At 67.4% G+C, this 18,839-nt stretch carries 21 protein-coding genes and 1 tRNA gene; 15 read left to right on the top strand and 7 right to left on the bottom strand.

The window, feature by feature from the left end; all coding sequences use genetic code 11:
* Nucleotides 1–21: 21 nt before the first annotated feature.
* Genes M9978_RS16125 through M9978_RS16095 form a run of 7 tightly spaced genes read left to right on the top strand, consistent with a single transcriptional unit; the run spans nucleotide 22 to nucleotide 6,377 of the window.
* Entirely contained in the window at nucleotides 22–675 is a 654-nt protein-coding gene (locus tag M9978_RS16125; RefSeq protein WP_254294958.1) for a hypothetical protein, read from the top strand.
* Nucleotides 672–1,853, top strand: a complete 1,182-nt coding sequence (locus M9978_RS16120) for a hypothetical protein (protein ID WP_254294957.1) — start codon at nucleotides 672–674, stop codon at nucleotides 1,851–1,853. The genes M9978_RS16125 and M9978_RS16120 overlap by 4 nt, the downstream gene beginning before the upstream one ends.
* Nucleotides 1,850–2,806 carry an AAA family ATPase gene (locus M9978_RS16115; protein WP_254294956.1) on the top strand — a complete coding sequence of 319 codons (957 nt, stop codon included), beginning with the start codon at nucleotides 1,850–1,852 and terminating at the stop codon, nucleotides 2,804–2,806. The genes M9978_RS16120 and M9978_RS16115 overlap by 4 nt, the downstream gene beginning before the upstream one ends.
* Nucleotides 2,803–4,044, top strand: coding sequence for a DUF58 domain-containing protein (locus tag M9978_RS16110; protein ID WP_254294955.1), 1,242 nt, complete (start codon nucleotides 2,803–2,805; stop codon nucleotides 4,042–4,044). The genes M9978_RS16115 and M9978_RS16110 overlap by 4 nt, the downstream gene beginning before the upstream one ends.
* The gene (locus M9978_RS16105; protein ID WP_254294954.1) at nucleotides 4,041–5,042 is read left to right on the top strand and encodes a stage II sporulation protein M; all 1,002 of its coding nucleotides are present in this window, start codon (nucleotides 4,041–4,043) and stop codon (nucleotides 5,040–5,042) included. Before M9978_RS16110 ends, M9978_RS16105 begins: the two co-directional genes overlap by 4 nt.
* Nucleotides 5,035–5,889: an RDD family protein gene (locus M9978_RS16100; protein WP_254294952.1), complete on the top strand. Its 855-nt coding sequence runs from the start codon at nucleotides 5,035–5,037 to the stop codon at nucleotides 5,887–5,889. The genes M9978_RS16105 and M9978_RS16100 overlap by 8 nt, the downstream gene beginning before the upstream one ends.
* A gap of 8 nt (nucleotides 5,890–5,897) precedes the next feature.
* Nucleotides 5,898–6,377 carry a methyltransferase family protein gene (locus M9978_RS16095; protein WP_254294949.1) on the top strand — a complete coding sequence of 160 codons (480 nt, stop codon included), beginning with the start codon at nucleotides 5,898–5,900 and terminating at the stop codon, nucleotides 6,375–6,377.
* A gap of 10 nt (nucleotides 6,378–6,387) precedes the next feature.
* Here M9978_RS16095 and M9978_RS16090 read toward each other — a convergent pair whose 3' ends face one another.
* The 4 genes from M9978_RS16090 to M9978_RS16075 all read right to left on the bottom strand — a co-directional run bounded on the left by M9978_RS16090 (nucleotide 6,388) and on the right by M9978_RS16075 (nucleotide 9,094).
* Nucleotides 6,388–6,798, bottom strand: a complete 411-nt coding sequence (locus tag M9978_RS16090; RefSeq protein ID WP_254294947.1) for an acyl-CoA thioesterase — start codon at nucleotides 6,796–6,798, stop codon at nucleotides 6,388–6,390.
* A gap of 69 nt (nucleotides 6,799–6,867) precedes the next feature.
* A tRNA-Leu gene (locus M9978_RS16085) sits at nucleotides 6,868–6,951 on the bottom strand.
* Nucleotides 6,952–7,000: 49 nt separating this feature from the next.
* Nucleotides 7,001–7,555 (bottom strand): DUF805 domain-containing protein, encoded by a 555-nt coding sequence (locus M9978_RS16080; protein ID WP_254294945.1) that lies wholly within the window; start codon nucleotides 7,553–7,555, stop codon nucleotides 7,001–7,003.
* A gap of 30 nt (nucleotides 7,556–7,585) precedes the next feature.
* Nucleotides 7,586–9,094, bottom strand: a complete 1,509-nt coding sequence (locus M9978_RS16075) for a YifB family Mg chelatase-like AAA ATPase (protein ID WP_254294943.1) — start codon at nucleotides 9,092–9,094, stop codon at nucleotides 7,586–7,588.
* Nucleotides 9,095–9,215: 121 nt separating this feature from the next.
* Here M9978_RS16075 and M9978_RS16070 point away from each other — a divergent pair, with 121 nt between their 5' ends.
* The 6 genes from M9978_RS16070 to yihA all read left to right on the top strand — a co-directional run bounded on the left by M9978_RS16070 (nucleotide 9,216) and on the right by yihA (nucleotide 12,671).
* Nucleotides 9,216–9,497 (top strand): hypothetical protein, encoded by a 282-nt coding sequence (locus M9978_RS16070; RefSeq protein WP_254294941.1) that lies wholly within the window; start codon nucleotides 9,216–9,218, stop codon nucleotides 9,495–9,497.
* A gap of 87 nt (nucleotides 9,498–9,584) precedes the next feature.
* Nucleotides 9,585–9,719 (top strand): 50S ribosomal protein L34, encoded by a 135-nt coding sequence (gene rpmH / locus M9978_RS16065; protein ID WP_044332822.1) that lies wholly within the window; start codon nucleotides 9,585–9,587, stop codon nucleotides 9,717–9,719.
* On the top strand, nucleotides 9,716–10,057 hold the full coding sequence (gene rnpA / locus M9978_RS16060; protein ID WP_302054057.1) for a ribonuclease P protein component: 342 nt from the start codon (nucleotides 9,716–9,718) through the stop codon (nucleotides 10,055–10,057). The genes rpmH and rnpA overlap by 4 nt, the downstream gene beginning before the upstream one ends.
* A complete protein-coding gene (yidD, locus tag M9978_RS16055; RefSeq protein ID WP_254294937.1) occupies nucleotides 10,054–10,266 on the top strand; it encodes a membrane protein insertion efficiency factor YidD in 213 nt (70 codons plus the stop codon). The genes rnpA and yidD overlap by 4 nt, the downstream gene beginning before the upstream one ends.
* Before the next feature lie 21 nt (nucleotides 10,267–10,287).
* The gene (yidC, locus tag M9978_RS16050; RefSeq protein ID WP_367305110.1) at nucleotides 10,288–12,033 is read left to right on the top strand and encodes a membrane protein insertase YidC; all 1,746 of its coding nucleotides are present in this window, start codon (nucleotides 10,288–10,290) and stop codon (nucleotides 12,031–12,033) included.
* Nucleotides 12,030–12,671: a ribosome biogenesis GTP-binding protein YihA/YsxC gene (gene yihA, locus M9978_RS16045; protein WP_254294934.1), complete on the top strand. Its 642-nt coding sequence runs from the start codon at nucleotides 12,030–12,032 to the stop codon at nucleotides 12,669–12,671. Before yidC ends, yihA begins: the two co-directional genes overlap by 4 nt.
* Nucleotides 12,672–12,683: 12 nt before the next feature.
* Here the strand turns inward: yihA and M9978_RS16040 are convergent, their stop codons facing one another.
* Nucleotides 12,684–14,603, bottom strand: a complete 1,920-nt coding sequence (locus M9978_RS16040) for an alpha/beta hydrolase family protein (protein ID WP_254294932.1) — start codon at nucleotides 14,601–14,603, stop codon at nucleotides 12,684–12,686.
* Between the two features lie 127 nt (nucleotides 14,604–14,730).
* On the opposite strand from M9978_RS16040, the gene M9978_RS16035 reads away from it, so the two are divergent.
* Nucleotides 14,731–15,396: a glutathione S-transferase family protein gene (locus M9978_RS16035; protein WP_254294930.1), complete on the top strand. Its 666-nt coding sequence runs from the start codon at nucleotides 14,731–14,733 to the stop codon at nucleotides 15,394–15,396.
* A 161-nt stretch (nucleotides 15,397–15,557) separates the two neighbouring features.
* Here the strand turns inward: M9978_RS16035 and M9978_RS16030 are convergent, their stop codons facing one another.
* A complete protein-coding gene (locus M9978_RS16030; protein WP_254294928.1) occupies nucleotides 15,558–16,004 on the bottom strand; it encodes a cupin domain-containing protein in 447 nt (148 codons plus the stop codon).
* On the opposite strand from M9978_RS16030, the gene dapE reads away from it, so the two are divergent.
* Entirely contained in the window at nucleotides 16,004–17,155 is a 1,152-nt protein-coding gene (dapE, locus tag M9978_RS16025; protein ID WP_254294926.1) for a succinyl-diaminopimelate desuccinylase, read from the top strand. The genes M9978_RS16030 and dapE overlap by 1 nt on opposite strands.
* Here the strand turns inward: dapE and M9978_RS16020 are convergent.
* Complete coding sequence (locus tag M9978_RS16020) at nucleotides 17,152–18,834, bottom strand: putative bifunctional diguanylate cyclase/phosphodiesterase (RefSeq protein ID WP_254294923.1); 1,683 nt, start codon at nucleotides 18,832–18,834, stop codon at nucleotides 17,152–17,154. The two genes, dapE and M9978_RS16020, sit on opposite strands and share 4 nt — an antisense overlap.
* Nucleotides 18,835–18,839 lie beyond the last annotated feature (5 nt).

Here is an 18,839-nt window from a genome sequence, read left to right as displayed (position 1 = left end):
GACAGCGATGGGGAAAGCCAAGTGACCGCACCGGCAAGCAATGGCGCGGCGTTCGGCGATCCGGCCACGGTGGACGCCGCCCATAAGGCGATCCGCGCCGACAATTCGATCCAGTTCGATCTGCCATGGCGTCAGGCCGATGTGCAGCCGCCGCCCAAATGGCTGCAGGAGTTGTTCGCGGCATTGGGCCGGTTCGTCGAATGGGTCGGCGACGGCTGGACGGTGCTGCTGTGGCTGACCGGCGCCGCAGCGGTGATCGCGATCCTGTTCATATTATACGCGCCCGCCCGCGAATGGCTCGCGCGCTGGCGCGGGCGCGAAGTGAAAGAAGCGCCGCGCTGGGCGCCCGATAAAGCCGTGGCCCGCGCGCTGCTCGACGAGGCCGACCAGCTTGCCGCGCAGGGCCACTATGCCGAGGCGGTGCGGCTGATTCTCCACCGCAGCATCGAGGATATCGAGAAGTGGCGCGGCGATCCGCTGCGCCCGTCGCTGACCAGCCGCGACATCGCTCGGTTCGACGGATTGCCCGACACCGCGCGCGGCATCTTCGGCCGGATCGTCGCCGATGTCGAACGCAGCCTGTTCGGCGGCGCGGCGCTGGCGCAGGCCGACTGGACCCGCGCGCGGTCCGATTATGCCGGCTTCGCACTTGGACATTCGGGTAGCGGCCGATGAGCAACGCCAGCCCGTTCCGCAAGCGCACAATATTGGTGCTGATCGCCGTCGGCGTGGTGGCGATGCTCGGTTTCCTGCTCACCGCGACCTATGGCGACCGGTTCGAGCGCCAGCGCGGCAACACGCCGAGCCCCAATTCGCGCTACGCCACGGGCTTTCACGCGCTCTACCAGTTGATCGAGCGCTCGGGCGGCGATCCGTGGCTCAGCCGCGGGCCGGACGACCGCGACGACGGGCTGCTGATCCTGCTGCCCAATGTTCGCACCCAGCCCAACGAGTTGCTCGAGGCGATGTCGTCGCATGACGGCCCCAAGCTGATCATTTTGCCGAAATGGGTTGCCGCGCCGCAGGAGCTCAGGCCCAGCCGCGAGGAACGGGTCGCGATGGTCGCACCGCGCGTGCTGCAGCGACTGCTGAGTTCGGTCACCAGGATCGAGCCGCATGGCGAAGATGCCGATGCGCGGCTGCGCTACCCGTCCGGCCTTGCACTGCGGCCGTTTCGCACGGCCGAGGCGATGCAGGCGATCGAGGGGGAGAATCTCGTAGGCTTGATCGAGGCGCCGGATGGCGCATCGGTGCTGGCCGAGGTCAAGGGCGCCAACACCTACATCCTCGCCGACCCCGACTTCGTCAACAATCTCGGCATGGCCAATCGCCAGAACGCGCAGGCGGCGATCGCGCTGCTCAGGGCGCTCGACCCGGATAATGCCGGCGTGGTCGCGTTCGACACGATGCTTCCCTTCGGTGCGGGCGGGCGCAATATCGGTCAGCTGATGTTCGAGCCGCCTTTTGCGGGTGTGACGATCGCCTTGCTCGCCGCGGCGCTGCTCGCGGGGATCGCAACCTTCACGCGCTTCGGCCCGGCCCGGCGCGAGCCGCGCGCGCTCGCGTTCGGCAAGCGCGCGCTGATCGAGAATATCGTCAGCCTCGCCCGCCGCGCCGGCCGCACGCGCGAGGGCGGTGCCGCCTTTGCCGACGCGATCCGCGACTGGGCCGCGCGGCGGCTGGCGATGCCCCGCACGCTGCAAGGCGAGGCGCTCGACGCGCATCTCGACAGCTTGCAGACCGCCACCCGCTACGCCGCCACCGCTGCGGCGCTGCGCGAGGCGAAGACCGAAACCGACCTGCTGCGCGCGGCGCAGCACCTCGACGATTGGCGAAAGGAAGTGAAGGCATGACCCTGGATGACGTCCGCGCATTGGGCGCGGCGATCGATGCCGAGGTGAGCAAGGCGGTGGTCGGCCAGTCGGGCACGACGCGGCTGCTGACGATCGCGATCCTTTCGGGCGGGCATGTCCTGCTTGAAGGCGCGCCGGGCACCGCCAAGACGCTGCTGGCGCAGAGCTTCGCGCGAACGCTGGGGCTCGATTTCGGGCGCATCCAGTTCACGCCGGATCTGATGCCCGGCGACATCATCGGGGCGAGCCTGTTCAACTTCCAGACCTCGTCCTTTCAGCTGACGCGCGGCCCGGTGTTCACCGAGTTGCTGCTGGCTGACGAGATCAACCGCACCCCGCCAAAGACTCAGGCCGCACTTCTCGAAGCGATGCAGGAACGCGCCGTAACCATCGACGGGAATACGGAAAAACTTTCCGAACGCTTCACCGTCGTGGCGACTCAGAACCCGATCGAGCAGCAGGGCGTCTATCCGCTGCCCGAGGCGCAGCTCGACCGCTTCCTGTTCAAGCTGGCGATCGACTATCCCGACGAGACCGCCGAGCGCGCGATCGTCGCGCAGTACGGCACGCGCACGGGCTCGCCGCGGCCAGAGGACAGCGGCGTGGCGCAGATCGCCGACAGTGCCGCGCTGGCGGCGGCGAGCGACGCGGTGCTCGGCGTGCGGCTGGCGGACGAGATCATCGCTTATGTCGTGTCGCTGATCCGGGCGACGCGCGGGCATCCCGACCTCGCCAATGGCGCCTCGCCGCGCGCCGCTTCCGCACTCGCGGCCGCGTCGCGCGCCGCAGCGGCGCTGGAGGGGCGCGACTATGTCATTCCCGACGATGTGAAGCTGCTCGCCCCGGCGCTGCTGCGCCACCGCGTCGTGCTGTCGCCCTCGGCCGAGATCGACGGCCGCCGCGCCGACGACATCGTCGCGCAGCTGATCGACCGGGTCGAGGCGCCGCGTTGATCATCCCGACCCAGCGCGCCGTGCTGCTGGCCGCCGCCGCCGCGCCGATGGCGCTGGTGCTCGGCGTGATCCAGCCGAGCGGCTGGCTAGCGGCGGTTGCCTGGGTCGCGGCGGTGTGCGTGCTCACCGCGCTGGATGGCGTCATGGCGCCGATGATCCGCGAGCGCGATCTGGCGCTGGCGGTGCCTGGATCGGTTGAGGTCGGGGCACGGCTCGATCTCAAACCGGGCGATGCGTTCGACTATGCTGCCGAGGCGACCGCGCCGCTCGACGCGGCGGAAGGGCCGACGGCATTCACCGCCGCCCGCCGCGGCACCGCCACCGTCGAACGGCTCTGGGCGCGCGTCGCCGGGCCTTTGGGACTCGCCTGGCGCCAGAAGAGCCGGGCGGTGGACGCCAAGGTGATCGTCACGCCCGATCTCGCGCCGGTGCGAGACCAGGGCATGCGGCAGTTCATGCGCAGCCGCCAGTTCGGCACGCGCATCCGCCCCGACAGCGGCGACGGCACCGAATTCCAGTCACTCACCGATTTCCAGCCCGGCATGGAGCGCCGCGCGATCGACTGGAAGGCATCGGCGCGGCGCTATTCGCTGCTCGCCCGCGAATACCGCACCGAGCGCGACAACAGCGTCGTGTTCGCGGTCGATTGCGGCCGTGCGATGAGCGAGCCGGTCGACGGTTTGCCCCGCGTCGACCGCGCCGTCTCCGCCGCCTTGCTTGCCGCGTTCGTCGCGCTCAAGTCCGGCGACCGCGTGCGCCTGTTCGGCTTCGCAGCGCGTCCAAATGCGGATTCGGGCAGCGTGACCGGCAGCAGCGGCTTCGCAACCCTGCACCGCACCGCCGCCGAAATCGATTACGGCACGCAGGAGAGCAACTACACGCTCTCGCTGGTCAGCCTCGACCAGCGGCTCCAGCGCCGCAGCCTCGTCATCCTGTTCACCGAATTCACCGATCCCACCGCCGCCGAGCTGATGATCGCCGCCGCCGCCCGCATGCTCAAGCGCCACCGCGTGCTGTTCGTGCTGTTCCACGACACCGAGCTCGATTCGATCCTAGACGCGCGGCCGGAGAGCGCCGACGACGTGATCCGCGCCAATGTCGCGCACGCGCTGATCCGCGAGCGCCGGATCGTCATCGAGCGGCTCAGGCGCATGGGCATGGACGTGCTCGAAGCCGCGCCCGGCGACCTCGCGCTCGCGCTGGCCGAGCGTTACGTCCGCGATCGCGAACGGCCATGACGACCGCTCAACCCAATTTCGGCCTGCGCCATTTCCGCGCCGAGCGCGAGGCCGACTGGCAGCGGCTCGAAACCCTGCTCGATCTGGTCGAGAAGAAGTCGCCCAAACGCCTCACCAACGACGATCTGATCGAGTTGCCCCGCCTCTACCGCGCCACGCTGTCGGCGCTGTCGATCGCGCGCGAGACCTCGCTCGACGCGTCGATGATCGCCTATCTCGAGAGCCTGTCCACGCGCGCCTATTTCATTCTCTATGGCTGCCGCGATTCGCTGTGGCGGCAGATCGGCGAGTATTTCGCGAGCGGCTGGGCGGCGGCGGTGCGCGGCATCTGGGGTGAGATCGCGCTGATCGCGGCGCTGCTCTCCGGCAGCGCGCTCGCCGGTTATGTGCTGGTGGCGACCGATCCAGCCTGGTTCTCCGCCCTCGTCTCGCCCGAGCTGTCGGGCGGCCGCGACATGCAGGCGACCGCCGAGCATCTGCGCTCGACGCTGTACGACCGGCCCGAAAAGGGCGGGCTGGAGGTGTTCGCGACCTATCTGTTCACGCACAACGCCCAGATCTCGATCCTCGCCTTCGCACTCGGCTTCGCCTTCGGCATCCCGACCTTCTTCCTGATCGCGCAGAACGGCATCATGCTCGGCGCCTTCTACGCCGTGTTCGTGCCCAAGGGATTGGGTTACGGGCTGACCGGCTGGCTGATGATCCACGGCACGACCGAATTGAGCGCGATCATCCTGGCCGGCGCGGCGGGGCTGCATATCGGCCGCGCGGTCGCTTTTCCGGGTAACCGCACGCGCTTCGCCGCCGCGGGCGAGGCCGGGCGGCGTGGCGCGCTGGTGATGATCGGCGTGGTCATCATGCTGCTGATCGCCGGACTGCTCGAAGGCTTTGCGCGCCAGCTGATCGTCGCCGACATCGCGCGCTACACGATCGCGGCGATGATGCTCGCTTTCTGGGTGATCTACTTCATGCTGGCCGGGCGGCCGCAACGTGGCTGAGCGCGAGGCCCGCCGCATCCGCGAGCTGGTGACGCCCGAGGGCGTCGTGCTGCACCTGCGCCTCGCCAGCGCCGGTTCACGTGCCGCCGCCTTCAGCATCGACGCCGCGATCATGCTCGCCGCGCTGATCGCCGTGACGGTGCTGGCGGTGTTCATCCTCGGCGGCTTCCGCACCTTCGGTCCGGCCGCGATCATCTGGCTGCTCGGGCTGTTCCTGCTGCGCAACTTCTACTTCACGTTGTTCGAAAGCGGTGCGCGTGCCGCCACGCCGGGCAAGCGCGCGCTCAAGCTGCGGGTGGTCGCGCGCGACGGCGGGCGGCTGACCGGCGGCGCGGTGCTCGCGCGCAACCTGATGCGCGAGATCGAGGTGTTCCTGCCGCTGATCTTCGTGGTGAGCGCTCGTGCGGAAGGGTTCAGCAATCGCTGGCTCGCGCTGTTCGGCTTCGTGTGGACCGGCATCTTCCTGTTCATGCCGCTGTTCAACCGCGACCGACTGCGCGCCGGCGACATGCTGGCGGGCACCTGGGTCGTGGAGAATGAGCGGCCCAAGATCGCGCCCGACCTGATCGCGCGGCCCAATCCGCGCGCCGAGCATTACAGCTTCACCCCGGCCGAACTCGCCGTCTATGGCCAGTTCGAGGTGCAGCGCCTCGAAGAAGTGCTGCGCCGCGACGACCGCGACGCGATCGTTACCGTCGCGGGCGTGATCCGCCGCAAGCTCGGCCGTGTGGATGAGGGCGATGACCGCGCCTTTCTCGACGCTTATTACGCCGCCGCGCGGCTGCATCTCGAACGGCGGCTGCTGTTCGGACAGCGCAAGCGCGACAAGTTCGATGCGGCGAGTTAGGAGACCCCATGACCGAAACGAACCGTGACGTTGCCGGCGTGATCGCGCCGCCTCCGCTGATCTTCCTGGGCTTTCTCATCGCAGGCATTGCGCTCGAATATGGTGTCGTGCGCACGCAAGGTCTCGACATGCCCGATGCGCTGCGCTGGACCGTGGTATCCCTGCTGATCGTCGCGGGCGCCGGCTTCATCGCCGCGGCATGGCGGCGCTTCAGCAAGGCGGGCACGCCTGCCCCGCCCTGGCAGCCGACGACCGCCTTCGTTGCGCAGGGTGTCTACCGCTGGACGCGCAACCCGATGTATCTCGGCATGACGCTGATCTACCTGGCGCTCGGCGTTGCGGCGAACGCGCCGGTAGTGTTCTGGCTGCTCGTGCCGTTGATCATGACGATCCACCATGGCGTGATCGTGCGCGAGGAACGCTATATGGCGGGCAAGTTCGGCGATCCGTATCTCGACTACACCCACCGCGTGCCGCGCTGGCTCTAGGGTCCAGACCCTAGCCCTCGCGCTTGCCGAAGAAGTGCTCGACGATATGCTCGGCGATCCGCGCCGGGCGCAGCGTCTGCGCGTCGATACAGCACCAGCTCGATTTGACCTCGGCCAGCACCTCGTCGCCGCGGCGGATGATCGTCTCGTAAAAGGCGCGCACGCCCTGCACCTTTTCGAGCAACACCGTCGCCACCACCTCGTCGTCGAGGAAAGCGGGCTTGCGGTAGGTGATCTCGTGCTTGAGCGCGACCCACAGGTGCTTGGCCACTTCCTCGGCGGGGGCCAGCTTTTGCCAATGGCTCAACACCGCCGCCTGCACCCATTTCAGATAGCTGGCGTTGTTGACGTGCCCCATGAAGTCGATGTCCGCCGGATCGACGGGGATCGGAACCTCGAACGGGATGGCGGCCTGGGTCATGGCTTGACTTTAACGTAAAGCCATCCGGCACGCGAGCGGAAACGCGCCGAGACGATCGACGCGAGGAAATGGTGCCCCTGGCCGGACTTGAACCAGCATGCCTTTCGGCGTTCGATTTTGAGTCGAATGCGTCTACCATTTCGCCACAGGGGCAGCGAGCCGGCGTCGCTAGACGATCCGCGACGCCGGGGCAAGCAATGGCTTAGCCGAACACCTCTTCGGCATTGGTGCTGACGCCTTTGGGATCCTCGCCAAAGCGATTCGGCCCGCGGGTGCCCTCCGTGCAGGCCCATACCAGCAGCACGATGCCCAGAATGCCGCCGATACCCAACAGGATCATACCGCCGAGCGCCGCACCGCCGAAGCCGGCACTGCTGCCGCCCGACATCGCGCCGGCTGCACCGACGATAACCAGAATAATGCCCAGGAAGAGCGGTCCCATCAGAGCGAGGACCCACCAGCCGGTGCGGTCGAGATCGTGCAGCCGTCGAACCATCACAGCCAGCCCGGGGATGAAGGTCGCCAGCGCGAAGAGGTTGGCGAGCAGCCCGCCCGATACCGCACCGGAGGCGCCCACAGCGGTCGCACTCGCGTCCGTGTCGCCGGTCGCACTGCCGCCGAGGCCGAGCATGGCGTCGAGGATGCTGAGGACGATGGACACGATGATCACGAACAAGGTGTACATCCAGTACTCCTTGCGCCGCGACCGGCCCTTGAAATCGAAATAGCGCTTCAGCGGTAGGATCATCCATTCCATGACGGCACCCCCTTCAGTCGGCCGCACCCCTCATGAACGCGGCGCCTGACGACGGTAACTCAATGCTTCGGCAATGTGAATTCGTCCGACTGTCCCTGAGCCGGACAGATCGGCGATGGTGCGGGCCACCCGCAGCACGCGCGTATAGCCCCGCGCCGACATGCGCATCGCCTCGGCCGCCTGCGCCAACAGCTTGCGCCCCGCCTCGTCCGGCGTCGAATGCGCGTCGAGCACCGGGCCGTCGGCTTCGGCGTTGGTGCGCGCGCCAGTCTCGCGATAGCGTGCCGTCTGCACCGCGCGCGCGGCCGCGACCCGCGCGGCGACTTGCGCCGACCCTTCGGCGGGTGGCGGCAGGACGAGATCGGCGGCGGTGACCGGCTGTACTTCGACATGCAGATCGATGCGATCGAGCAGCGGGCCGGAGACCTTCGCCTGATAGTCCGCCGCGCATTTGGGCGCTCGCGCGCAAGCCAGCGCCGGATCGCCGAGATGCCCGCAGCGGCACGGGTTCATCGCCGCGACCAGCTGGACGCGCGCCGGGAAGGTCACATGCGCATTGGCGCGCGCGACGCTGACGGTGCCGGTCTCGAGCGGCTGGCGCAGCGAATCGAGCACGCCGCGCTGGAATTCGGGCAGTTCGTCGAGGAACAGCACGCCCAGATGCGCCATGCTGACCTCGCCCGGCTTCACCTTCAGCCCGCCACCGGTCAGCGCCGCCATCGACGCCGAGTGGTGCGGCGAGCGGAATGGCCGCATGCGCGTGAGCTTGCCGCCCTGAAGCGTCCCCGCGACGCTCGCCACCATCGATACTTCCAGCGCCTCGGCGGCTTCGAGCGGCGGCAAGATGCCGGGCAGGCAGCTCGCCATCAGCGACTTGCCCGCGCCCGGCGGCCCGATCATCAGCAGATTGTGCCCGCCGGCCGCCGCGATCTCGAGCGCGCGCTTGGCGGTCTCCTGCCCCTTCACCTGATTGAGGTCAGGGCCGTGGATCACCTCCTCCGCTTCCCCGACCGCAGGCGCGCCGAGCAGTTGCTGACCCTTGAAATGGTTGATCAGCCCGATCAGGTCGGGCGCGGCGATCACGCCGGTCGTCCCGGCCCACGCCGCTTCCGGCCCCTGCGCGACCGGGCAGACCAGTCCCTTCCCCGTTTCCGCCGCGTGCAGCGCCGCGAGCAGCACGCCCGGCGACGGCGCGATCCGTCCATCGAGGCCAAGTTCGCCCACGAACACATGTTCGCTGAGCGATTCGGCATCGACCACGCCCATCGCGCCAAGCAGCGCCAGCGCGATCGGCAGGTCGAAATGCGAGCCTTCCTTGGGCAGGTCGGCGGGCGAGAGGTTGAGGATCACACGCTTGGGCGGCAGCGCCAGTCCGATCGCCGCCATCGCCGCGCGCACGCGCTCGCGGCTCTCGCCCACCGCCTTGTCGGGCAGGCCGACGACGATGAAATTGGGCAGGCCCGGGACGAGGTTGCACTGCACCTCGACCGCGCGCGCCTCCAGCCCGAGATAGGCGACTGTCGAAACGCTCGCGACCATTGCTCCCCCTTGGTCACCGCTATCTAGGGCGTCTTTGATCCGGTCCAGAAGCAAGCACATCCATTGTGGCTGTATCGCCATGGCGGTTGCGCCGGGCGATCGCGCTCCCCACTTCTGAACGATGCGCCGTAAGCCCAACCCGCTGCTCCGCATCGCCCTACTCGTGTCCGGCGTGCTGCTGCTGATCGCGGCGCCGCTCGCTTCGCCGCTGCCGGGTCCGGGCGGCACCTTGCTCGCCGCCGCTGGAATCATCCTGATCCTGCGCAATTCGGCCTGGGCGCGGCACCGGTTCGTGCGGATCAAGGCACGCTGGCCCCGCGTTGGCGACCTGATCGACCGCATTCTCGTGCGGGCGAGCGCGAAACGCCGCCGCCAGCGCGCCAAGAGTGTCGCCGCGAATTGACTTCGCCCGCACTTTTGCATAGAGGCGCCCGACACGAGGCCGTCCCTGTGGCGGCCCTTTTACGTTCTGATATTCAGGGAATGAGCGATGAAGCGGACCTTTCAGCCGAGCAATCTGGTGCGAGCGCGCCGGCACGGCTTCCGCGCGCGGATGGCGACTCCGGGCGGCCGCAACGTGATCCGGGCGCGTCGCGCGCGCGGTCGCAACAAGCTGAGCGCCTGACGCCAGCTCCGCTTGCGCGGCTCACGCAGCGCAAGGATTATCTCGCCGCCAACGCCGGAAAGCGCGCCCCGATGCCGGGGTTCGTGCTGCTTGTGCGCGTGCGCGGCGACGATGACGTGACGATGCGAATCGGCATCACCGTATCGAAGAAAGTGGGCAATGCGGTCGTGCGCAATCGCATGAAGCGCCGCTTTCGCGAACTCGCGCGCGAAATCCTGCCGACCGAGGGCGTTGCCGGCGCCGATCATGTGCTGATCGGGCGCAATTCGGGCATCGAACGCGACTTTGCGGCGCTCAGGGCCGACCTTACCAAGGCGCTCGCGCGGGTGCGCAAATGATCGCCCGCGCCTTCATCCTGATCGCGCGCGGCTGGCAGCTCGGCCCGTCGCGCATCCTGCCGCCCAGCTGCCGCTTCGCGCCCAGCTGTTCGGCCTATGCAATCGAGGCGCTTAGCCGCTATGGCGCGCTCAAAGGGGGGTGGCTGGCGCTGCGGCGCATCCTTCGCTGCCATCCATGGGGCGGGCACGGCTATGATCCCGTGCCGTGACCTGCTGAACCGGGGACTGACGTGAAAGACGAACAGAAGAATTTCCTGCTCTTCGCGGTGATCGCCGCCATGCTGTTGTTCGCGTGGCCGATGCTCAGCGAGCAATTCTTCCCCACCGCCGCGCCGCCCGCAACCAAGATCGAGGCCGGCAAGACCGAGGTCGTGCCCAATCCGGGCGCCGATCCCGCCGCCGATTCGCCCGCCGCGGTGCGCGACCGCAAGCTCGTGCTGGGCGAAACCCCGCGCGTGCAGATCGACACCCCTGCGCTCAAGGGCAGCATCAACCTGAAGGGCGCGCGCATCGACGACCTGGTGCTGGTCAAGCACAAGGAGACGATCGCCAGGGACAGCGACCCGATCCGGCTGCTGTCGCCCTCGGGCACGCGCGACGCCTATTTCGCCGGCTTCGGCTGGAGCGGTCAGGGTATCACCGCTCCCGGCGCCGACACGGTGTGGAAGGCGAGCAGCAACCGCCTGACCGCCACCACGCCGGTGACGCTGACCGCAAGCAACGGCACGCAGCGCTTCATCATCGAACTGTCGGTCGACGAGAACTACATGTTCACGATCCGCCAGAAGGTTGCGAACCTGGGTGAAAAGGCGATCTCGGTCGCGCCCTATGGCTATCTCTACCGCTATGGCGCGGGCAAGGATCACGACACCTGGACGATCCATGCCGGGCCAGTCGCCTCCTATGAGGGCAAGGTCAATTACGGCGTCGATTACAAGACCGTCGCCGAAGATGGCGCGCAGCGCTTCGACGCGACCGGCGGCTGGGTGGGCTATACCGACATTTACTGGCTCACCGCGCTCGTCCCCGATCAGGGCGTCAAGGGCGCCTTGAGCTTCCGACCGGCCCCCGGCGGCGCCACCCAGGCGCAGTTCGAGCCGACGTCGGCACGCCAGGTCGGCCCCGGCCAGATGGTAACCCAGACCTCGCGCTTCTTCGCAGGCGCGAAGGACATCAACCTGCTCGACGATTATGAGGAAAAGGGCGGCATCCGCCAGTTCGGCAAGGCGATCGACTGGGGCTGGTTCGAAATCTTCGAGAAGCCGATCTTCCATTACCTCAACTGGCTGTTCCGGATGATCGGCAATTTCGGCGTCGCGATCATCGCGCTGACGCTGACCGTCCGCCTGCTGCTCTTCCCGATCGCGCAGAAGCAGTTCGCGTCGATGGCCTCGATGCGCGCGCTCCAGCCCAAGATGAAGGCGCTGCAGGACCGCTACAAGGACGACAAGCCGCGCCAGCAGCAGGAGATCATGAAGCTGTACAAGGACGAGAAGGTGAACCCGCTCGCGGGCTGCCTGCCGACCCTGCTGCAGATCCCGATCCTCTACGCGCTCTACAAGTGCCTGATGCTGTCGATCGAAATGCGCCACCAGCCCTTCGCGCTGTGGCTCAAGGACCTGTCCGCGCCGGATCCGCTGCATGTGCTCAACCTGTTCGGTCTGCTCGACTTCAACCCGCCGGCGTTCCTCGCGATCGGCGTGCTGCCGATCCTGCTCGGCGTGTCGATGTGGGCGCAGTTCAAGCTGAACCCGGCGCCGATGGACGACATGCAGAAGCAGGTCTTCGCGATCATGCCATGGGTGCTGATGTTCGTGATGGCGCCGTTCGCGGCGGGACTCCAGCTCTACTGGATCACCTCGAACCTGCTCACCATCGCGCAGCAGAAGTTCCTCTATATGCGGCACCCGGCGCTGAAGGAGCCGCTGCCGGCCCCTGCCCCTGCGGCAAAGCCCGCAAAGCCCGCGAAGAAGTGAGCGACTTCGACCCCGAGCTGATCGAGCGCGCGCGCAAGACCTTTGCAGGGCCCGTCGCGTTCCTCAAATCCGCGCCCGCGCTCCATTTCCTGCCCGACCCGACGGTGCCGGAAGTGGCGTTCGCGGGGCGGTCGAACGTCGGCAAGTCGTCCCTGCTCAACGCGCTGGCGGGCCGCAACGGGCTCGCGCGCACCTCGAACACGCCGGGGCGCACGCAGGAGCTCAACTTCTTCGACATCGGCGATCCGGTGAAGTTCCGGCTGGTCGACATGCCCGGCTATGGCTTCGCCAAGGCGCCGAAGGATGTCGTCAAAAAGTGGCGCTATCTGGTCAACGACTTCCTGCGCGGGCGCGACGTGCTCAAGCGGGCGCTCGTGCTGATCGACGCCCGCCACGGCATCAAGGAGGTCGACCGCGACATCCTCGACATGCTCGACGGCGCCGCGGTCAGCTATCGGCTGGTGCTGACCAAGGCCGACAAGATCAGCGCCGCCGAACTTGCCGAGGTCACCGAACGCACCATCGCCGAGGCGCGCAAGCATGTCGCCGCGCACCCCGACCTGATCGTCACGTCGAGCGAGAAGAACGAAGGCATCGCCGAGCTGCGCGCGGCCGTGCTGGAGGCGGTGAGCGTCTGACCACCGCCCGGCTCAGGCCGGGTTGTGCTTCGCCAGGAAGGCCTCGAGCGCCTTCAGGAATTCCAACCGGTCTTCGGCGCGGCTGAAATGATGATCGCCTTCCTTCTGGACCACATAGGTCACGTCCTTCGACGCCGCCTTCAGTTTCTGGGCCAGCACGCGCGACTGAACGATCGGCACGACCCGGTCCTTCTCGCCATGCATCAGCAGCAGTGGAATCGAGACGTCCTCCGGGAAATTGACCGGCGACACCCCCTTCAGGTCCGGCGCCTGCTCGCGCAGCCAGTCGGTGCGCGAGCCCGAGAACAGGAAATTGCGCTGGTGGCCGAGCATCCGGTTGAGGTCGGACACGCCGGCATAGGACACCGCGCAGCGATATTTCGCGCCGTCGCGCTGCGCCGCGCGCATCGCCGCGTAACCGCCATAGGAAGCGCCGACCATGCACACGCGCGCCGGATCGGCGATCCCCAGATCGGCCAGCGCCTTCACCGCGTCGTTGAGGTCGTCCTGCATCGCGAGGCCCCATTGGCCCTCGCCCTTCTTCGTGAACGGCGTGCCATAGCCTGATGAGCCGCGGTAATTGGGCTGGACTACGGCATAACCGCGATCGGCCATGAACTGCGTCCACCAGTCCCACGTCTCACTGTCGCGCGCGAACGGGCCGCCATGCGGCATCACGATCAGCGGCAATTTGTCCTTCTTGCCACGCGGCAAGGTAAGCACCGCCGCGATCTCCAGCCCGTCGCGCGCCTTGTAGCGGATCGTCCGCACCGGATGCAGCCGCCGCATGCCGATCGCGTCGCTGTTCTCCGCAATCAGCCGCAGCACGTTGTCGCTGGGGGTATAAAGGAACCATGCGCCCGGCGCATCCGCACCACCGACACGCAAAATCGCACGGCTTCGGTCGCGGCTGAGCGAGGCGATTTCGACCCGTGCGCCCTTTACAAGACCGGATACCGCGGTCTGCATGGCGGCCATCTCGGGATCGGTCCAGCGTATTTCCGGTCGCTCCTCCTCGACACGCACGCCGAGATAGCTGAAGCCGTCGCCGCCGCGCACCAGCCCGGCAATGTCATGGCCCTTGCTGGCGAAGAGCTGCTTGCCGGGCTCAAGCGTCGCCAGATCGAGTTCGTACAGCGCCGAATAGCCGCCCTCATCATCCTCGATCACCAGCGCCTTGGTCTTGTCGCGCAGGAACATCGCCGGGACGGTCAGGCGGCTTTCATTGCGTTTGGCGCGGTCAACCACGCGGAACGCGGTGTCGGCACCGGGCCGGTACAGCAGGCGGCGCGATCGGCCGTCCTCACTGATGCCGATCCCCATGCGCACCACGCCGTCTCCATCGGCATACCAATCGTGGACGCCGGCGCGCGGTCCCTGCACCGTCCGCCGCTTTCCGGTCGCCAGATCGATTTCGTCGACCTTGGGCCAGAAGCCGATCTCGTTCGAATAGATCGAGGTTTGATAGGCGATCATCACCCGCGCCGATCCGTCGCGCGCGGTCCAGATCACGTCATCGGCATTCTGCGCGGCGTCCCGTCCGACGATCTGCTGATACTTGCCGGTGGTCACGTTCACGCCCAGCGCGCGCGAGACATACCAGGGCTCGCCCTGAACCTGAATCTCTTCCCCGATGCCCAGGACAAGCCATTCGTCGTTGACCCAGCGCCACCAGTTGAGGTCGACGTCGCCGGTTGCGATCAGCCGCGGCTTCCCGCCGTCCATCGTGGTGATGGCGAGGAATTGCTTGCCGTCTCCGGAAATCTTGGCGGCGAAGCGCTGACCGTCGGGCGAGAGCACCGGATCGTCGATACGGGGCAGCTCGGCAAAGGCCTCGACCGGCAGCCGTGCCGGGGTGGCCGGCACTGTCTGCGGCGGCGCCGCTCCGCCCAACGCAGCCGCCACCACGCCTAGCCCCAACACACGCAGCATTCCGTCCCCCGTCGTCCCCATTTTGCGTATCGTGTAAGCAAATTTCGGCGCGAACAACCCGGTTTGCGGACTTACATCCGCTTTGGGTGAGTTGCCCCCGCCCCCGCCCGCCGCTATCCCGCGGGCCATGCTCAAGCTCTTCATCGGCAACAAGGCCTATTCCTCATGGTCGCTGCGCGGCTGGCTCGCGTGCAAGCTTTCGGGCCTGCCGTTCGAGGAAGTGGTGGTCCCGCTCTACGACCAGGCATGGGAGAAGCGGCGCCAGGGCGACGAATTCGCCCCGTCGTCGGGCAAGGTGCCGATCCTGTGGGATGGCGACGCGGTGGTGTGGGACAGCCTCGCCATCGTCGAATATCTCAACGAGAAATCGGGCGGCGACAAATTCTGGCCAGCCGATCCCGCCGCCCGCGCGATGGCGCGGTCGATGGCGGCGGAGATGCATTCGGGTTTCGCCGCGCTGCGCCGCGAGCACAGCATGAACATCCGCCAGGTCTATCCGCCCAAGAACCCCAGCGACGAAGTGATGCAGGATATCCAGCGCATCATGGAGCTGTGGGCGCAGGCCCGCGCTCGCTATGGCGGCGACGGCGACTTCCTGTTCGGCGAATTCGGCGCGGTCGACGTGATGTTCGCGCCGGTGGTGACTCGCTTCGTCACCTATTCGCTCCCCGTCGCCCGCTTCGCGCCAGCCTATATGCAGGCCGTACTCCAGCACCGCTTCATGCAGGACTGGATCGCCGGCGCGCAGGAGGAGGAATGGGTGATCGAGAAGTTCGAGCAGGAGCCGGCCTGACCCGCTTGTAATGTAGGATTTCAGATGCTTGGCTGGCGTTTGCCGATCTCTCACGCAGATCCGGTCCGCTCTTGGCCATCGTCAGCATATCAGTTGCATCCGCCGCGCGAGCTACCCGCGGGAGTGTCAACTTTGTCAACTTCGATCGAAATGGGTAGGCGTCAGAACCCGCTGCGGTCCTTGCGGCGGAAACCTTCGCCATCGAACAAATGCAGGTCGATGTCGGGATAATGGCAGTCGGTCGCCGACTGCCGTCCGATCGCCACATAGACGCAATCGGTGCTGCTGCGGTTTTGCAACACGTGGCCGTTGCCGTCATTTTTGGGAAACGCCGCGACGTCGCCCGGGCGCATCGCCGTTTCGCCCGAATCGTCGACCAGCACGGCTTCGCCCGCGATCATCACCACCAGTTCGTCCTCGCCCTCGTGCCAGTGGCGCTGCGCCGACCAGGCGCCGGGCTTGAGTGTCACATGGCTCGCACCGAAATCGGCAATGCCGGATGCAGGCGCGAGGCGGCGGTACCAGCGGCCCTGCACGACGTCGGCATATTCCGCGGGATAGCCGGTGGCGTTGGTCTGCGGGATTGTATCGAGGTCGAGCTTGGGCAATGGAGCCTCCACTAGCTGGGGGAATTAGTTTGCCCGATGTCGTCGAACTGACCAAGGCGCTGATCGCCGCGGAGAGCGTCACCCCGGCGCAGGGCGCGGTGTTCGATGTGCTCGAGGCGGCACTGCTGCCGTTCGGGTTCACGGTCGAGCGCTTCGTCGCGGGCGAAGCGCCGGACGGGCCGGTCGAGAATCTGCTCGCGATGCGCATCGCCGGACCGGGACCGCATTTCGCCTTTGCCGGGCATCTCGACGTGGTGCCGCCGGGTGATGGCTGGACATCGGGCGCGTTCGAGCCGGAGATTCGCGGCGACCTGCTCTATGGGCGCGGCGCGGTCGACATGAAGGGCTCGATCGCCGCCTTCGCCGCCGCGCTGGGTCAGACGCCGCGAGCCGGAACGGTCAGCCTGATCATCACCGGCGACGAGGAAGGCCCCGCGACCTACGGCACCGTCGCGCTGATCGAGCGGATGCAGGCGGCGAACCTCATCCCCGATCTGTGCCTCGTCGGCGAACCGACCAGCAGCGCGCGGCTGGGTGACACGATCAAGATCGGGCGCCGCGGCTCGACCGTGATCGATATCGAGGTGCCCGGACGGCAGGGGCATGTCGCCTACCCGCACCTCGCCGACAATCCGGTCCCGCGCCTCGTCCGCGCGCTGGCCGAGATCGACGCCATCGTTCTGGACGAGGGCACCGACTGGTTCCAGCCGTCGAACATCGAGGTCATCGACCTGACCGTCGGCAATCGCGCGACCAATGTCATTCCCGGCAAGGCGGCGGCGCGGATCAGCATCCGCTTCAACGACCAACATCGCGGGCAGGCACTAATCGAGCGGATCGAGGCGATCGTCCACACCCATGCCCCGGCCGCGATCGTGCGCGGCCGCGTCTATGGCGAGGCGTTCCTGACCGAACCCGGCGCGCTTTCCGGCGTCATCTCCGACGCAGTCGAGGCGCTGCTCGGCATCCGGCCCGAGCTATCGACCACCGGCGGTACGTCGGACGCGCGCTTCTTGTCGCGAATCTGCCCGGTGGCCGAGTTCGGGCTGGTCAATGCGACGATGCACAAGCTGGATGAAGCGGTCTCGATTCCCGACCTGCACGATCTGACCGCGATCTACGCCGATATCTTGAAGCGCGTGTTCGGTTAACCGGCGGCGCGGATTTCCTCACCGGGCGCGCTGCGCGCCCAGGCGATGAATTCGGCTTCGACCATCGGCTGAGCAATGACATAGCCCTGCAGCACGTCGCAGCCGATCACGCGCAGCACGTCGAGCTGCGCCGGCGTCTCGATTCCCTCGGCAACGGCTTCGCAACCAAGCCCGTGGATCAGGCCGATCACGGCCTGCGCGATGGTGCGCGCCTCGGCCTGAGTCGCGACATGCTCGATCAGGCTGCGGTCGAGCTTGACGCGGTCGACCGGCAGATCGCGCAGCCGCGCGAGGTTGGAATAGCCGGTGCCGAAATCGTCGATCGCGATGCTCGCGCCGTCGTTACGCAGCGCGGCGATGGCGTCGACCACCTCGCTCGAGCAATGCATCGCCAGCGTCTCGGTGATTTCCAGCTCGAGCAGACGCGCTGGCGCGCCCGCCATCTGCATCGCGTCACGCAACCGGCGGAAGAAGGCCGCATGGTCGAGCTGGCGCGGGCTGATATTGACCGCCATGCGCTGTTCGACGCCCAACGCGCCCCAGCGCGCGATCGTCTTGGCAACGCTTTCGACCACCCACTCGCCGATCTCGACGATCAGGCCGGTTTCCTCGGCGCGGCCGATGAAGGTGCCGGGCAGGCATAGTCCGCGATCGGGGTGCTGCCAGCGCAGCAGCGCTTCCGCAGCGACGATGCGGCCGTCGGTGGCGCTGATCTGCGGCTGATAGACCAGCGTGAACTGGTCGCGCTCGACCGCGCCGCGCAGGTCGCTTTCGAGCTGGGCGCGCTCGGCGATTTCGGTCGCCAGCCGTTCGGTAAAATGCTCCGCGCGACCGCGGCCGCTGGCCTTGGCGTGATACATCGCGGCATCGGCGGCGCGCATCAGGCCCGTCAGCGTCGTGCCATGCTCGGGCCGCAGCGCGATGCCCACCGACGCGCCGATCGACACTTCCTGATCGGCAAGGTCGAATGGCTCGGACAGCGCGAACAGGATGCCGCGCCCGATGCGGTCGGCGTTGCGGACATGCGCTAGCGCCGGGAAGAACATGGTGAATTCATCGCCGGAAAGTCGCCCGATCAGCGGCGGCATCGCGTCCGCGTCGCTGGTGAAGCGGTCGGCGACCGCGCGCAGCCGGTTGGCGACCATCGCCAGCAGCTGGTCGCCCATCGCATGGCCGAGCGTGTCGTTGACCGCCTTGAACCGGTCGAGGTCGATGAAGAACAACGCCGCCATCGCGTCGGGCGGCATGTCGGTAAGCACGCGCTCGCAACTGCGGCGGAAATGCGTGCGGTTGGGCAGCGACGTCACCGGGTCGAACAGAGCGAGCCGCTGGACGCTGTCGAGATTGGCGTGAAGCTGGCGGAACAGCCCGTCCATCGCATCGGACAGTTGCGGCACGCACTCGCCGACTTCGGGCGGGATTTCGCTCTCGAGGTCGCCATTGGCGGCGCTGGCGAGGCGCGCGATCGCGGCGTCGATAGCGGCGGCGGTGTGAGCGATGGTTCGCTCGGCATAGGCCCAGCACATCGCCGCGCAGATGATCGCGGCGATCAGCGCGCGGGTGGCGTTGGAAACATCGAAATGGCCGCGCGAGGTCGCGGCGAGCGCGAGAATGAACACGAACGCCCCGGCACAGATCGCAAAGGCGATCGCACGGCTCTTGAGCGAAACCCCGTTCATCGCGT

It is taken from the genome of Sphingomonas tagetis, assembly GCF_024211275.1.
GTDB lineage: Bacteria > Pseudomonadota > Alphaproteobacteria > Sphingomonadales > Sphingomonadaceae > Sphingomonas > Sphingomonas tagetis.
This window is presented reverse-complemented; position numbering and strand designations above follow the sequence as displayed.